General features: G+C 72.6%; 11 protein-coding genes. 9 read left to right on the top strand and 2 right to left on the bottom strand.

What is annotated here, in order from left to right; all coding sequences use genetic code 11:
- The first annotated feature begins 56 nt into the window (after positions 1 to 56).
- From VGC13_RS26395 to VGC13_RS26430, 8 genes are all read left to right on the top strand, one after another.
- Positions 57 to 5114 (top strand): amino acid adenylation domain-containing protein, encoded by a 5058-nt coding sequence (locus tag VGC13_RS26395; RefSeq protein ID WP_331128314.1) that lies wholly within the window; start codon positions 57 to 59, stop codon positions 5112 to 5114.
- Positions 5115 to 5384: 270 nt separating this feature from the next.
- A complete protein-coding gene (locus VGC13_RS26400; protein ID WP_331128315.1) occupies positions 5385 to 6770 on the top strand; it encodes an MFS transporter in 1386 nt (461 codons plus the stop codon).
- Positions 6771 to 6807: 37 nt separating this feature from the next.
- Entirely contained in the window at positions 6808 to 7041 is a 234-nt protein-coding gene (locus VGC13_RS26405; RefSeq protein WP_331128316.1) for an MbtH family protein, read from the top strand.
- Between the two features lie 320 nt (positions 7042 to 7361).
- Complete coding sequence (locus tag VGC13_RS26410) at positions 7362 to 8282, top strand: 3-hydroxyacyl-CoA dehydrogenase family protein (protein WP_331128317.1); 921 nt, start codon at positions 7362 to 7364, stop codon at positions 8280 to 8282.
- 101 nt (positions 8283 to 8383) lie between these two features.
- Positions 8384 to 8626 (top strand): acyl carrier protein, encoded by a 243-nt coding sequence (locus tag VGC13_RS26415; protein ID WP_331128318.1) that lies wholly within the window; start codon positions 8384 to 8386, stop codon positions 8624 to 8626.
- Positions 8627 to 8634: 8 nt separating this feature from the next.
- Positions 8635 to 9834 (top strand): acyl-CoA dehydrogenase family protein, encoded by a 1200-nt coding sequence (locus VGC13_RS26420; RefSeq protein ID WP_331128319.1) that lies wholly within the window; start codon positions 8635 to 8637, stop codon positions 9832 to 9834.
- Between the two features lie 658 nt (positions 9835 to 10492).
- Complete coding sequence (locus VGC13_RS26425) at positions 10493 to 11269, top strand: thioesterase II family protein (protein ID WP_331128320.1); 777 nt, start codon at positions 10493 to 10495, stop codon at positions 11267 to 11269.
- On the top strand, positions 11262 to 12011 hold the full coding sequence (locus VGC13_RS26430; RefSeq protein WP_331128321.1) for a 4'-phosphopantetheinyl transferase family protein: 750 nt from the start codon (positions 11262 to 11264) through the stop codon (positions 12009 to 12011). Before VGC13_RS26425 ends, VGC13_RS26430 begins: the two co-directional genes overlap by 8 nt.
- Positions 12012 to 12291: 280 nt before the next feature.
- Here VGC13_RS26430 and VGC13_RS26435 read toward each other — a convergent pair whose 3' ends face one another.
- Positions 12292 to 13056 carry a helix-turn-helix domain-containing protein gene (locus tag VGC13_RS26435; protein WP_331128322.1) on the bottom strand — a complete coding sequence of 255 codons (765 nt, stop codon included), beginning with the start codon at positions 13054 to 13056 and terminating at the stop codon, positions 12292 to 12294.
- 215 nt (positions 13057 to 13271) lie between these two features.
- Between VGC13_RS26435 and VGC13_RS26440 the strand changes: the two genes are divergently transcribed.
- Positions 13272 to 13457 carry a hypothetical protein gene (locus VGC13_RS26440; RefSeq protein WP_331128323.1) on the top strand — a complete coding sequence of 62 codons (186 nt, stop codon included), beginning with the start codon at positions 13272 to 13274 and terminating at the stop codon, positions 13455 to 13457.
- A gap of 94 nt (positions 13458 to 13551) precedes the next feature.
- Here VGC13_RS26440 and VGC13_RS26445 read toward each other — a convergent pair whose 3' ends face one another.
- Positions 13552 to 14847, bottom strand: a complete 1296-nt coding sequence (locus VGC13_RS26445) for a hypothetical protein (protein WP_331128324.1) — start codon at positions 14845 to 14847, stop codon at positions 13552 to 13554.
- Between the last annotated feature and the right edge of the window lie 156 nt (positions 14848 to 15003).

Consider the following 15003-nt stretch of genomic DNA (forward strand, 5'->3'; position numbering starts at 1 on the left):
GGGGCCCGCCCCTCCTCGCCGTATTCCGTCGTTTTCGCCTTCGGCCCTTCCCTGCCGTGTCTCACGATCTTCCCACCGCATCCCCGCGGGCGGACGTGGACGTCCCCCCCATCCACGCGCTCTTCGAGCGCCAGGCCGCCGCCACGCCGGACCGCGTGGCGCTGGTGCACACTGGCGCCTCCGTCACCTACGCCGCGCTCAACGCGCGCGCCAACCGCATCGCGCACCGCCTCCGCGCCCTGGGCGTGGGGCCCGAGGTGCCGGCCGCGCTCTTCGTGCCGCGGGTGCCGGACCTGGTGGCCGCCATGCTGGGCGTGCTGAAGGCGGGCGGCGCGTACGTGCCGCTGGACCCCGCCTATCCCCCGGAGCGGGTGCGGGCGATGCTGGACGACACGCGGGCGCCGGTGGTGGTCACCCACGCCTCCGTGGCGGACCGCCTTCCGCCGCACGGGGGGCGGACGACCGTGGTGGATGCGGACGGGGAGATGGACGGCGCGGCGGAGGACGATCCGCATCCGCTCGCCCGGCCGGAGAACCTGGCGTACGTCATCCATACCAGCGGATCCACCGGCCGGCCCAAGGGGGTGCTGATCGAGCACCGCAGCGCGTCCGCCGTGCTGCACTGGCTGCGGGAGACGGTCTCGGACGAGGAGCGGGCGTGCGCCACCTGTGCCACCTCCGTCTGCTTCGACGTGTCGGTGGCCGAGGTGTTCGGCACGCTGTGCTGGGGGGGGACGCTGGTGCTGGTGGACGACGCGCTGGCGCTGGCCGCCGTCCGCGAGCCGGTGCGCCTGGCCAGCATGGTGCCCACCGCCGCCGCGGAGCTGCTGCGGCAGGGCGCCCTTCCGGCCACCCTCCGCATGCTGGCGCTGGGCGGCGAGCCGGTGCCCCGCGCGCTGGCCGACGCACTGTACGCGGGGACGGCCGTGGAGCGCATCCTGAACCTCTACGGCCCCACGGAGGACACGACGTACTCTACGTGCGCCCTCATCCCCCGTTCACCCGTTCACCCGGTCACCATCGGGCGGCCGGTGGCGGGGTCGGCGGTGCGGGTGATGGACCCGGCGTCGCTGCGGCCGGTGGAGGACGGGGCGGAAGGCGAGCTGTTCATGGCTGGCGCGGGGGTCACGCGCGGCTACCTGGGCCGGCCGGCGCTCACGGCGGAGCGCTACCTGCCCGATCCGCTTTCGGAGATGCCCGGCGCGCGGATGTACCGCACGGGCGACCTGGGCCGGCGCCGGCCGGACGGCGAGTACGACTGCCTGGGCCGCATGGACCGGCAGGTGAAGATCCGCGGCTTTCGCGTGGAGCCGGAAGAGGTGGAGGCCGCCCTGGCCGCGCACCCCGGCGTGGCCGAGGCCGCGGTCGCCGCGCGTGTGGACGGGGTGGGCGAGCCGCGGCTGGTGGCGTGGACGGCGCCCGCCGGTGTCGCCGGCGCGGAGCTGCGCGCCTTTCTGCGCGCGCGGCTTCCGGCGTACATGGTGCCCTCGGCCTTCGTGGCGCTGGACGCCCTGCCGCGCACCCCCAGCGGCAAGATCGACCGGCTTTCCCTCGTGGCGCCGGAGGGGCTGGAGCGCGCGGAGGCGGACGCGTACGTGGCGCCGCGCACGCCGGTGGAAGAGATCCTCTGCGGGATATGGGCGGGGGTGATGGGGGTGGGCCGCGTGGGCGTGCGCGACGACTTCTTCGCGCTGGGCGGGCACTCGCTGCGCGCGGTGCAGATCGTGGCGCGGCTGCGCGACGCGCTGGGCGTGGCCCTGCCGCTCCCCGCCGTCTTCCAGGCGCCCACGGTGGAGGCGCTGGCCACGGAGGTGGAGCGTGCCCTGCGCGGCGCGGCGCCCCCGGCGGAGGGGATCGAGCCGGTGGACCGCACCCGGCCGCTGCCGCTCTCTCCCGCGCAGGAGGCGGTGTGGTTCTTCGAGCGGCTGTCGCCGGGAATGCGCTCGTACCAGTTCCAGGCCTCGCTGCGCATGCGGGGCGAGGTGGACGCGGATGCGCTGCGGCGCGCGCTGGCGGAGATCGTCCGGCGCCACGAGATCTTTCGCACCACCTTCCAGGAGATCGGCGGCCAGCCCATGCAGGCCGTCCACGCGCCCTGGACGGTGGAGCTGCCGGTGGTGGACGCCCGCGATCTCTCGGCAGAGGAACTGGAGCGGCGGTACGCGGAGGAGTTCGCGCGGCCCTTCGACGTGGGCGCGCTGCCGCTGGTGCGATGGACGCTGTACCGCACGGGGGAGCGCGAGCACGTGCTGCTGGTGGTGGAGCACCACCTGGTGCACGACGGCTGGTCGTTCGGCGTGTTTCTGCGCGACCTGACGGCGCTCTACGCTGCCTTCGCCCGTGGGGAATCTTCGCCGCTGCCGGAGCCGGCGCTGCAGTTCGGCGACTTCGCGGTGTGGCAGCGCGCGTGGATGCAGAGCCCGGAGGCGGCGGAGGGGCTGGATTTCTGGCGGCGCAAGCTGGCCGGCGCGCCCCCCGTGCTGGACCTGCCGGCGGACTTCGTGCGCCCCGCGCGCATCTCGTTCGCGGGCGAGTCGCTGCACGTGCGGCTGGACCCCGCGGTGGCGCGCGCGGCGGACGCGTTCAGCCGGGCGCACGGCGTTACGCTGTACATGACGCTTGCGGCCGCCTTCCAGGCCCTCGTCCGCCGCTACACCGGGGAAGACGAGTTCGTCCTGGGCGGCGGCTCCGCGGGGCGGCGGCTGCGGGAGTCGGAGGAGCTGATCGGGATGATCGTCAACGTCATCCCCCTGCGCGCGGACCTCCGCGGCGACCCGGACTTCCTGACGCTGGTGGACCGCGTGCGGCGGACGGCGCTGGAGGCGTATCCGCACCAGGACGTGCCCTTCGCCAGCATCGTGGACGCGGTGCAGCCGGAGCGGGCGATGGACCGCCTTCCCATCTTTCAGCACGCCTTCAACATGCACCACGCGCCGTACCCGGAGCTGCGGCTCGATGGCGTGGAGCTGGAGGTGACGGAGGCGCTGGGCAACCAGACGGCCAAGTTCGACCTGCAGGTCATCGTCATCCCCCGCGCGCAGCAGAACGCCGCGGCCGGCGACGAGGTGGCGATGATCTGGGAGTACGCCACCGACCTCTTTCGCCGCGACACGGTGCAGCGGATGTGGGGCCATTACCAGCGCCTGCTGGCCGCGCTGCTGGCGGACCCCGCGCGCCCCGTGAGCGCCGCGCCGCTGGCGGACGGGGACGAGCGGCGGCGGGTGCTGCGCGCGTGGAACCGCACGGACGCCGACTACCCGCGCGAGGCCACGGTCCACGCCCTCTTCGCCGAGCACGCGGCGCGGACGCCGGACGCGGCGGCGGCCGAGTGGAACGGGCGGACGACCACGTACGCGCAGCTGGACGCCGCGTCGGACGCCGTCGCCCGGCGGCTGCTCGCGCTGCGGCTGGGCCCAGAGGCGCGGGTGGGGGTCGCGATGGAGCGCGGGCCGGGGCTGATCGCCGCCGTGCTGGGCGTGCTGAAGGCGGGCGCGGCGTACGTGCCGCTGGACGTGGAGTATCCGGCCGCGCGTCTCGCGTTCATGATGGAGGACGCGGACGTCGCCGCGCTGCTGGTGGCGGACGCGCCTCCCCCCGCGCTGGCGGAGTTCGGCGGGCCGGTGATTCGCACGGAGGACGGGACCGATCAGTCTCTTGAAGATGCCGATCGGTCGCTTCCGCCGCCCGCCACGCCGGACGCGCTGGCGTGCGTCCTCTACACCTCGGGGTCCACCGGCACGCCCAAGGGAACGGGGATCACCCACCGCGGCATCGTGCGGCTGGCGCGCGCGGCGGACTACGCGCCGCGGGCGGGGGAGCGGGTGGGGCAGGGCTCCACCGCCAGCTTCGACGCGTTCACCTGGGAGCTGTGGGCCGCGCTGCTGAACGGCGCGTGCGTGGCCGGCATCGCGCGCGACGACCTGCTGTCGCCGGTGGCGCTGGGGCGGCGGGTGCGCGAGGGGGGGATCGGCACGCTGTTCCTGACCACCGCGCTCTTCAACCAGGTCGCGCGCGAGGCGCCGGAGACGTTCGCCCCGCTGCGGCAGCTGCTGTTCGGCGGCGAGGCGGCGGCGCCGGACGCCGTGCGGCGCGTGGTGCAGCACGGGCGCCCGGGCCGGCTCGTGAACCTGTACGGGCCCACGGAGAACACCACCTACTCCACCTTTCACGTGGTCGGCGCCCTTCCCCCCCGCGCACCGTCCGTCCCCATCGGCCGGCCGGTGGCCAACAGCCGCGCGTACGTGCTGGACGAACGGCTGCACCCCGTGCCCCTGGGCGTCCCCGGCGAGCTGTACGTGGGTGGCGACGGGGTGGCGCGCGGCTACGTGGGGCGCCCGGCGCTCACGGCGGAGCGCTTCGTCCCCGACCCGTTCGGCGGCGCGCCGGGCGCGCGGATGTACCGCACCGGCGACCGCGCGCGCTGGCTGCCCGACGGCACGCTGGAGTTCCTGGGCCGCGCCGACCAGCAGGTAAAGGTGCGCGGCTTTCGCGTGGAGCCGGGGGAGGTCGAGGCCGCGCTGCGGACCGAGCCCCCGGTGCACGACGCCGTCGTCGTGGCGCGCGCGGACGCGTCCGGCGAGCGCGTGCTGGCCGCCTACGTGGTGCCGCGGGCGGGCGCGGCGGTGGACGTCCGCGCCCTGCGCGCCGCCCTGGCGGAGCGGCTGCCGGCGTACATGGTGCCGTCGGCCATCGTTCCGCTGGACGCGCTGCCGCTGGCGCCGGGGGGCAAGGTGGACCGCCGCGCCCTTCCCGATCCCGCGCCCGCGTCCACCGAAACGGACGAGGGCTTCGTGCCCCCGGAGACGCCGGAGGAGCGGGCCATCGCGGCCGCGTGGCGCGAGGTGCTGGGGCTGGAGCGCGTGGGGGCGACGGACGGCTTCTTCTCCCTGGGCGGGCACTCGCTGCGCGCCGTGCGCGTCGTCAACCGCATCCACGAGGCGCTGGGGGTGCGGCTTCCCGTCTCGGCGCTGTTCGACGCGCCCACCGTGCGCGGCCTGGCCCAGCGTGTCGCCGCCGAGCGGGCGGGCGACGCCGGGCTGCACGACCGGCTGGACTGGCTGGATTCGCTCTCGGACGAAGAGGCGCTGGCCCTGCTGGAAGAGACGGACGCCTGAGGGCTTTTTCGGTGTGCCCAACGCGGCCGGTAAGGAGCTTGGGGATGGACGGCGGGGACGATCCGCGGTGAAATATCCTGTAAACAGCGGACGAGTTCGCTCGTGTTTCGCGAAGACGGCCGGGCGGGTGTTCCAAAAGGTGCGGCAAGTGTGTTAGATTGGCCGCTCATCCAATCGCATGGGCGCCGGTCGCGCGCCCCGCGGCCGCCCGAGTCCGGGCACGGCCCCGCCCGTGGCGGGGCAGCGCCCCGTTTCCGTTTCGCGAGTAGCGTGAACCCCACTCCCACCGCCCAGCCCGATCCGCCGGTTACGCGGGTGATGGCCGAGATGCGCACCTTCTCGGTGATCTGGCTGGGCCAGCTGGTCTCGTCGCTGGGCACCGGGCTCACCGGGTTTGCGCTCCCCGTCTGGATCTACCAGGAGACGGGGTCGGTGGAGGCGTTCGGCCTGCTGTTCTTTGCCGCCACCGTGCCGACGGTGCTGATGTCCCCGTTCGCCGGCGCGCTGGTGGACCGCTGGGACCGCCGCGCGGTGCTGGTGTGGAGCGACGGGCTGGCCGCGCTGATGACGCTGGTGCTGGCGGTGCTGCTGTACACCGGCGCGTTCGAGCTCTGGCACCTGTTCGTGATCTCGGCGCTGGGGTCGGCGCTGGCCTCGTTCCAGACGCCGGCGTTCACCGCCGCCATCAGCATGCTGGTGCCCCAGCGGCACTTTGCCCGCGCCTCGGGGATGATGCAGACCAGCGACGCCATCGCCGGCATCCTCACCCCGCTGGTCGCCGGCGTGCTGGTGACCACCATCGGGTTGTGGGGAATCCTGGCCATCGACTTCGCCACCTTCCTGGTGGCGTTCGGAACGCTGCTGGCGGTGCGCATCCCCAACCCGCCGCCCTCGCCCGAGCCGCGCCGCAGCCTGTTGCGCGAGGCGCACGACGGGTGGGCGTTCGTCCGCGACCGGCCGGCGCTGCTGTACCTGCTCATCTACTTTCCCATCATCAACCTGTTCACGGGGATGGTGAACCCGCTGTTCAGCCCGCTGGTGCTCTCGTTCGCCTCGCCGGCGGAGCTGGGCGCCTCGGTGTCCATCAGCAGCGTGGGGCTGCTGCTGGGCGGGCTGGCGCTGAGCGCGTGGGGCGGCCCCCGGCGCAAGGTGCGGGGGCTGGTGGTGGGGCAGGTCGTGTCGACCGCGTGCCTGGTGGCCATGGGCATGCGCCCGTCGCTGCTGCTGGTGACGGCGGCCATGTTCCTGAACCTGCTGGTGGGGCCCTTTGCCGCCGGGTGCAGCCAGGCCATCTGGCTCAGCAAGACGCCCAAGCACATGATCGGGCGCGTGTTCGCCATCCGGCGCATGCTGGCGCTCAGCACCATGCCCATCGCCGCGCTGGCCTGCGGCCCCATCGCCGAGCGCGTCTTTTCCCCGCTGCTGATGCCGGGCGGCGCGCTGGCGGGAAGCGTGGGCCGCGTGCTGGGCGTGGGCCCGGGGCGCGGCATCGGGCTGATGTTCGTGCTGATCGGCTCGTTCGTGATGCTGATGAGCGTGCTGCTGTACCTGAACCCCCGCGTGCGCCGGCTGGAGGACGAGATCCCCGACGCCGCACCCGTGCGACCCGCCCCCGAAACCGCACCCGGCCTGGAGCCGGCGGCGGCGGGCGCCTGACGTTCCCGTTCCACACCCTTCCACTACGCGCAGAGCCATGAGCAACGAAGACCGCGAGGATACGACCATCTACGAGGCGGTGGTGAACCACGAGGAGCAGTACTCCATCTGGCCCGCCGACCGCGAGCTGCCGCTGGGCTGGAACAAGGCCGGCAAGAGCGGCCTGAAGCCCGAGGTGCTGGCCTGGATCGAGGAGGTGTGGACCGACATGCGCCCCCTCTCGCTCCGCAAGAAGATGGAAGAGGACGCCGCCCGGCAGCCGCAGGCGTAACGCCTCGCCGCGCCGGACGGTCCCGTACCGCGTCCGCCCTCTCCGCGACCTTCGCGGAGCGGGGCGGGCGCGACGTGGCCTGCCGGCGTTCGACGGAATTCTCCGCCTCTCCGCGCGGTCTGCGCGGGAGGAGGCGGCCCGGGGGGGAGGGTCGCTCATCGAGCCCCGATCCGCCGGCCTCGCCCAGCCTTGCCCGGCGCTTCCGGGAAAGGCGGGGCGAGCCATGCGAGCCCGGAGGGGGCCCCGGCCGGATGCGACGGCCGGCGCCCCGACGGCGGGCTCGTCCGTATCCATATCCACGGAACCACAAGCAGCCGCCGATGCCGGACATCGAACAGTCGGACCCGGGCCCGTCCACGCCGCTGCGCACCATCGGCGTGGTGGGGGCCGGCGTGATGGGGGTGGGGGTGGCGCAGAACCTGGCGCAGACGGGGCACCGCGTGGTGCTGCTGGACCTGAGCGACCACGTGCTGGCCGCCGCCCGCGCCGAGATCGAGCGCAACCTGCGCTTTCACGGCTTCTTCACCAAGCAGAAGGGCGGCCCTCCGCCGGCGGAGGTGCTGGAGCGCATCACCTTTACCACCGGCTACGCGCCGTTCGCCGACGCCGACTTCGTGGTCGAGAACGCCACGGAAAAGGTGGCGGTCAAGCAGGGCATCTACCCCGTGCTCGACGAGGTCTGCCCGCCGCACGCCTGCTTTGCGGCCAACACCTCGTGCATCAGCATCACGCGCATCGGGGGGTGGACCCGCCGGCCGGACCGGGTGCTGGGGATGCACTTCATGAACCCGGTGCCGCTCAAGCCGGTGGTGGAGACCATCCGGGGCTTCTACACGTCGCAGGGGACCATCGACACGGCGCTGCGCTTCCTGGGGCAGATGGGCAAGGAGGGGATCGTCGTCAACGACCTTCCGGGCTTCGTGAGCAACCGCGTGCTGATGCTCACCATCAACGAGGCGATCTGGGAGGTGATGGACGGCGTCGCGAGTGCCGAGGACATCGACCGCATCTTCGTCACCTGCTTCGGGCACAAGATGGGCCCCATCGCCACCGGCGACCTGATCGGCCTCGACACCATCCTGTACTCGCTGGAAGTGCTGTACGACAGCTACAACGATCCCAAGTTCCGCCCCTGCCCGCTGCTGCGGAAGATGGTGGACGCGGGGCTGCACGGCCGCAAGACGGGCCGGGGCTTTTTCGACTACGGCGTGCCGGCGGCCGGCGCCTCCGCGGCCGCGTGACAGACTGACGGTACGAAGGTGTGAGGGAACACGGAGACCCTGCCGATCGGTCCCGCTGTTCCCTGTTCCCTATTCCCTGTTCCCTGTTCCCTGCCGTTCCGATGGACAACAAGCAACAGATCCGCGACTTCGTGTCCCGCTTCGTGCGCGGCCACGACCTGGGCGACGGCGAGGACATCTTCGCCACCGGGTTCGTGAACTCCATGTTCGCCATGCAGCTGGTGCAGTTCGTGGAAACCACCTTCGGCGTCACGGTGGAGAGCGACGACCTGGACATCGACAACTTCCGCTCGATCGACGCCATCGCGGCGCTGGTGGAGCGCAAGCAGGGCGCCGCGGTCTGACCGCCCCCGTGCCGGCGCTGGACGCCCCCGCCGCACCCCTCGACGCGCCCGCCGTGGACGACCGGCTGCGCACCGGCCTGGGCGCGGCGCAGGAAGCCGCGCGCCGCGGTTTCGCCGCGTGGGTGGACCGCGAGGTGGCGCCGTTCGCGGGCGAGTGGGACCGCGCCGGCGCCACCCCGCCCGAGGTCGTCGCGAAGATGGCGCGGGCCGGCTTTCTGGGCGCCGTGGTCCCCGCGGAGCTGGGCGGCGGGGGGATGGATGCCGTGACCTTTGGCCTGCTGAACGAGGAGCTGGGCCGCGGCTGCTCGTCCATCCGCTCGCTGGTGACGGTGCACTCCATGGCCTGCTTCAGCGTGCTGCGCTGGGGCAGCCGCGCGCAGAGGGAGGTCTGGCTGCCGCGGATGGCGCGCGGCGAGCTGATCGGCGCCTTCGGCCTCAGCGAGCCCGAGGTGGGGAGCGACGCCGGCGCCATCCAGACCACGGCCGAGCTGGACGGCGACGCGTACGTGCTGCGCGGCACCAAGAAGTGGACCACGTACGGCCAGATCGCCGACGTGCTCCTCTGCTTCGCGAAGGCGGACGGCAAGCCGCTGGCGCTCCTCGTCGACCTGCACGCGCCCGGCGTGACCGTCGCGCCGCTGGAGGTGAGCGGCACGCGCGCCTCCATGCTGGCGCAGATCACCTTCGACGGCGTCCGCGTGCCGAAGGAGAACCGGCTCGCCGGGCCCGGCTTCGGGCTGGCGGTCGCGCTCTCGGTACTGGAGCTGGGGCGGTACAGCGTGGCGTGCGGCAGCGTGGGGATCATCCGCGCCTGCCTGGACGCGTCCGCCACGTACGCGGGCACGCGCGTGCAGGGCGGAGCCGCCATCGCCGAGCACCAGCTGGTGCAGGCCATGCTGGCGCAGATGGCCACGGACTACCGCGCCGCGCGGCTGCTGTGCCTGCACGCCGGCTGGCTGCGCGACCAGGGCGACGCGCAGGCCGGGCGCGAGGTGTTCCACGCCAAGCACTTCGCCTCCGTCGCCGCCACCCGCGCCGCCCTGTCCGCCGTGCAGATTCACGGCGCCAACGGCCTGACCGCCGCCTACCCCGTGGAGCGCTACCTGCGCGACACGCGGGTGATGGAGATCATCGAGGGGAGCACGCAGATCCAGCAGGTGACCCTCGGCCGCTGGGCCGTGGAAGAAGCCGTCCGCGGGAGCGGCTGAAGCCGCCGCAACGACCGCGGAAAGCCCCGCAAACCGCGCGGGGCTTCAACCGCATCCTGCTGGATGAAACAGGGTCTGTCATTCCGAGGCCCGCCCACGCTGTCACGGACGAATGCCGCGGGTTGCAGGGCCGAGGAATCTACTCTCCGCCGGCTCGACGCCGGACGCGGCAGCCCGCACCACGGCCGCGGCGGCGAAACCGCCCGAGAGGGCCAGTCCGGCGCGTCGCCGCGGGCCGCGAGCAGACGGATAGTAGATTCCTCGGTCGCGCACCGGGTTCCGTGGCCAGGGAGGATCCGGGGTGTGCGCTCCCGCCTCGGAATGACAGATCGGGGCGCGGTCAGGAAGTCATGCGCCGCCGGGCCGCCGAGTCCGCGCAGGCGAACTTCGTGACGTCGTTCGGCGAACTTGTACCGGACCCGGGAAAGCAACACCTCCATGGGTACGGAAGAACAGAATCAGACTGAGGAGCCAGGATGATATTTCAGCTCGCTTCTCTGTCTGCCTCTGTTCCTCTGTACGATCATTCTTTTTCAGGATCTGGGATCGTTCGCTCCCCGGATGGACCGCGCGCCGCCCATCCGGGTCGTAATCCGTACCTGCCGTCGATCGTGCAGCTCGATTCGGCGTCCTTGTCGCACCCGCTGAGCCAGAGACCGTGAACCGATCCCCGCTGAACGGCTGGGCCATCTATCCCAGCCGCAACCCCAACGCCCGGCTGCGGCTGTTCTGCTTTCCGTACGCCGGCGGCGGCGCCACCGTCTTTTCGGCCTGGGCGCGCGACCTGCCGCCCGAGGTGGAAGTGGTGGCCGTGCAGCCTCCCGGCCGCGAGGGCCGCCTGATGGAAACGCCGATCGGCGACCTGGCGCAGCTGGTGCAGGCCATGCACCGCGAGCTGCGCCCGCACCTCGACAAGCCGTTCGCCTTCTATGGCCACAGCAACGGCGGGCTGATGGCGTTCGAGCTGGCGCGCACCCTGCGCCGCGAGGGCGGGCCCATGCCGCTGCACCTGTTCGTGGGAGGCCGCCCCGCGCCGCAGCTGCCGCTGCTGGATCCGCCCATCCACCAGCTGCCGCACGACGAGTTCATCGCCGCGCTTCGCCGCTTTGCCGGCACGCCCGAGGAGATCCTGCAGAACGAGGAGATCATGGAGCTCATCATGCCCCTCCTGCGCGCCGACTTCTCCCTGGGCGAGACGTACCGCTACCTTCCCGAGCCGCCGCTGGACCTGCCCATCAGCTCCTACGGCGGCGTGGGCGACATGGAGGTGGACGAGGACGAGGTCGCGGCGTGGCGAGAGCAGACGTCCGGCCGGTTCGAGATGAAGATGTTCCCGGGCGACCACTTCTTCATCAACGGAAACCGTGCGCTGGTGCTGGCCGAGCTGTCGCGTGAGCTGCGGGGGCTGCTGAGCCCGCGGGCGGCGCATGGCTGACGCCTGGCCGCCCGCCCCCGCGGGGCCGCTGGCACTGGCGCCGGACGCGGTGCACGTCTGGCGGGCCTCGCTGCGCCCGCCGGCCGAGGTGCTGGCGCGGCTGGAGGCGACCCTCTCCCCGGACGAGCGGGCCCGTGCGGCCCGCTTTCACTTTCCGCAGCACCGCACCGCGTTCGTCGCCGGGCGCGGCGTGCAGCGCGAGATCCTGGCCCGCTACACCGGTCTGCCGCCCGCCGCGCTGGCGTACCGCGAGGGCTCGCACGGCAAGCCGGAGCTGGACGGCGCCGCGGGGGCGGCGGGGATCCGCTTCAACGTCTCCAACTCCGGCGACCTGGCGCTCTACGCCGTCACGGTGCGCCGCGAGCTCGGCGTGGACCTGGAGCAGCTCAAGCCCATGCCCGACGGGATGGACATCGCGCGCCGCTTCTTTTCCGCGCCGGAGAACGAGGTGTTCGCCGCCCTGGCGGACGACGTGCGCGACCTGGCGTTCTTTCGCTGCTGGACGCGCAAGGAGGCGTACATCAAGGCCGTGGGCGAGGGGCTGTCGATGCCGCTGGACCGCTTCGACGTGGCGTTCGCGCCCGGCGAGCCCGCGCGCATCCTGCGCACCCGCGGCAACCCCGCCGAGGCGGAGCGCTGGACCATGCTGGCGCTGGAGCCCGGCCCCGGCTACGTCGGCGCGCTGGCCGTGGAAGGCGCCGGCTGGCACCCCGTCCTCTTCGACTGGAACGCCGCGGCCTGACAATCCAGCCGCGGCTCCGGAGTGCATCGGCCAGGCACGCGACGGCCGTGGAGGAGAGTCTGTCATTCCGAGGCCCGGCCACCCCGGTCTCAGCCCCTCGCACCGCCGGTCGCAGGGCCGAGAAATCTACTCGCGGACTGCTCGAGCCCGGACGCGGCAGCCCGCACCGTGGTTCGCGGCAAGCTCATCGCCGGACAGAGCCCTCTTTGGGGCGAAGGAAGCGGGCGGCCCCGACAAGGAGCCGCCCGATTTTTCTTCCCACGGATCGCGTCTATGGGACTCAGAAGCGCAGCGAGTGCCGGTCGCGCCCGGCGGCGCGGGTCTGGGCCAGCTCTTCCAGGAACACGCGCGCCGCGATGGGGAACGCCCCCTCGCGCCGCAGCGCGGACGGGCCGGTGCCCAGAAAGTCCTGCATGGCCCGCCGCAGGCTGCTGTCCGACGAGTAGCCGCAGGCGTGCGCCACCGACAGCACCGAGCGTCCGGGATCGTCCAGCAGTGACGCCGCCAGGAGGATCCGCATCCACGCCAGCAGCCGCCGGGGCGCCGGCAGCCCCGCGCGCTCGGCCCAGCGCAGCACCGTCCGCTCCGACAGGTGCAGCCGGCGCGCCAGGTCCCGCCCCTTGCCGCCCACCGCCACCACCTCCGCCGCCGTCATCATCAGCATCCGCGTGCGCCCGGACAGCATGGGCGGCAGGGTGCGCTCCAGCAGCCGCTGCAGCGAGCGCCCCTCGATGGAGCGCAGGCGGCGGTAGATGGCCTCGTGGGTGTCGTCCTCCGCCAGCGAGATGATATCGGTGACCCCCCACTCGCCCAGCGTGCGCAGGTCCCGCGAGCAGCCGGCACGCAGCTCCACCGCCGCCAGCACCGTGGCCGAAGGGAACTCCCACAGCAGCGTGCGCAGCTCGGAGGAAAGCTGTGGAGACTCGGGTGCGGAGCCGGCGTAGGGGTCCACCACCAGGATGGCCGCCGGCGGCGAAGCGATGACCTCGGCCCGCAGCCGCTCCCAGCTGGAGACGAAGGTGCACAGGTATCCGCGCCCGCTCACCCGCCGAACGCGCTCCCGGAAAGCACCATTTGTGTGCATGACGAGGAGGGGGCGAGGGGGTGGGGCCATGACCTGTCTGGAAATATTCGGTAGGAGTGCCTAAGAGGATGGGCGGCATGCCGTGTCCGGGTGCATCTTACTGCCACCCCTCGGGCAATCACCATCCTGACCGCCCATCAGAAACCCAACATCATCCCACACCCACTGGAGCGACGATGAAACTCGCCCGGCTCTTCCTGGCCGTCCTCACCGTTTCCACCCTGGCCGCCTGCGGCAACTCGGTGACGGGCCCCCAGGCCGAACCCGCCGCCAAGCCCTCCCAGGACACCAGCTGCCAGACCGAGCGCGCGGCCGACGGCACCCTGGTGTGCCGCACCGGACAGAGCGGATCGGGCGGCTGAGCCGGGCTCACGGGTCGAGCCGAGCCCTGGCTCCAATTTGTCGGGATGAGAAAAGAAGCCCCCGCCATCGCTGGCGGGGGCTTCTTCGTCGCCCTCAGACCCCCGCCGTAAACGGCACCTGGTCCAGGCTGCGGATCAGGTCGTGGGCCAGCGTCTCCACCTTTACGGGCGCGCGCCGGCTCTCCGACATCTTCACCTGCGCCGTACGGCCGCGGGCAACCGACTCCAGCAGCGACTCGGCGCGGAACCGCACCTTGCCCTGCCCCAGCTTCATCGCCTGCTCCAGCGCCTCCTGGGCGGCCTGCTCGGCGCGGTCCCACTCGCCGAGGGCGGCGGCACCCAGCGCGAGCTCCAGGGTGGCGTTGGCGACGATCCCCTGCTGCTCCGGGTCCTTGATCATCCGGTAGACCTGGGTCCAGGCCTTCCGGAAGAGCTCGCGGTTGCCGGTGCCGGCGGCCGCGCGCGCGATGTTGGAGGCCAGCAGCAGGCGCGTGCGTGCATCCTCCACGTGCCCCTCGAGCCGCTGGAACACCTCCAGCGCCTGCCCGAAGTACCCGCGCTGCATCCAGAAGTACGCGATGTCGTGGCCCAGGATGGGCAGCGACGGGTGCGAGGAGCCGTAGGCGCGGAACGCCTGCCGTGCGTACTCTTCGGCCTGCTCGTCGCGGCCAAGCTCGTCGGCGATGACGAACAGGTCGTGCAGCGCCATGCCCTGGATCTGCTGCAGCCCCTTGCGGCGCGCGGCGCGCAGCGCCTTGATGTGCATCTTGGCGGCGGCCGGCAGGTTGCCGCGGGCGATGAGCATGTTGCCCAGCGCGATGTAGGCGCGGGAGTACGATTCCCAGTCGCCGGTCTGGCGCGCCACCATCACCGTGTGGCGGAACCAGGTCTCGGAGCGGGCCAGCTCGTTGCGGCGGCGGGCCAGCTTGCCCACCGTCAGCGCCAGGCGCGCGTTGCGCTGCGACGCCACCGAGGCGGCCTGCATGTAGGCAAGGGCGGTGTTCAGGTGCCCCTCGTCCTCGGCCCAGCGGGCCACGCCGGTGCACGCCTGCGCCATGGCCTCGCCGCTGGTGCTGTCGGGCGCCGAGAGCATGTCGGCGAAGGCCGACAGCGGGCCGCGCAGCTCGTCGGGAATGCGCGCCTCGGCCAGCTCGGCCGCGCGCTTGCGCCCGGCCTCGGCCGAGAACAGGCGCCCGCGCTCACCCTGCTCGGTGGTGGCCCAGAACATCACGTTCCGGTAGGCCTGCCACAGCAGGATCCCCACCTCGCCGCCGACTTCGCGCAGGATCTCCATCCCCTCCAGCGACTCGGAGCCGCGGGTAAGGGGGGGAGGGGTGCGCCACCGCCGGGGAAGACGCGGCGCGGCCGCCTTGGACCGGGTGCTCTTCATCCCGTATATCTCCTTGCAGGATGTGCCTTGTTTTGCGTTGCCGATCAACCTGTACACTATATCCAGGTAATGATCAAAACGCCACAATTCCGTTGTGTCGCGGCCTCTTCGCGCTCGTGCAGAGACGGCCGCCAATCTCTTTCTGCTACACGCCGA

The sequence above is a fragment of the Longimicrobium sp. genome, from assembly GCF_036399255.1.
In the GTDB taxonomy this organism is placed as follows: domain Bacteria; phylum Gemmatimonadota; class Gemmatimonadetes; order Longimicrobiales; family Longimicrobiaceae; genus Longimicrobium.